The organism is Kineococcus auxinigenes, assembly GCF_050871525.1.
Lineage (GTDB): Bacteria > Actinomycetota > Actinomycetes > Actinomycetales > Kineococcaceae > Kineococcus.
Genome location: NZ_JBKBCT010000163.1, coordinates 1 through 669, shown reverse-complemented (window position 1 = coordinate 669; position 669 = coordinate 1). Strand labels below are relative to the sequence as shown.

The 669-nt window shown below is 57.2% G+C and carries 1 protein-coding gene; it reads right to left on the bottom strand.

Annotated elements, in window-relative coordinates; genetic code table 11:
- Positions 1–167 precede the first annotated feature (167 nt).
- Positions 168–669: pilus assembly PilX family protein (locus tag ACRYR9_RS19790; RefSeq protein WP_432540232.1), on the bottom strand; the 502-nt coding region annotated here is incomplete at its 5' end.

Sequence of the window (669 nt, the reverse complement as noted above, 5' to 3'; positions counted from 1 at the left end):
ACTGCGAGTTGTCATAGACCACCAGAATATTGGGCGTCGCTGTGTTGCTCGACAGAAACAGCGGATATTGCGCGATGGTTAGCAGCGCCGCGTTAGTCGTCAGCGGCAGCAGCGAGCTGATCAACAGCGCGAGCGCCTTGACTAAGAAAGATTGCGTCTTCATGGCCTCAGCGCTTCACGTAAATGGATTCGAGAACAACGTGGGTTTCGGGGCGTGCGCCGGTCGAGTAGACCGTGATCCGGTAAGCCGTCCCTCCTGCTGGCGGCTTCACACCAATCCCAATACTCTCGCCTGCCGGCACGGACAGTCCGGAGAGCTTTTCAATGACGTACAGCGGCTGGGAAGCAACATTGGGCAACGCAACTGCTCCCGTATAAGCACCGTAGGTACGCGTGTTCGCGCTGTTCGTCCAATCAATCAGCGTAGAGATCGACGCCGACTTTGGCGTCGACCAGGATGATGGCGGCGTGCACAAGCCACTCGTGCACCCCTGTACAAACGCCGTTGTCGCCGTGATGTTCTGGGCAACGTCCAATTCAGCATCGCGAAGGGCCGTTTCCGCTGCTTGAAACGCTAGCTTGGTGTCCTTGCTGTTGCCGAACATCATTTCCTGCATCACAGAGCCATTGACGAGCGCCAACCCCAGAAGCGTAAGGAGCACCAAGAAC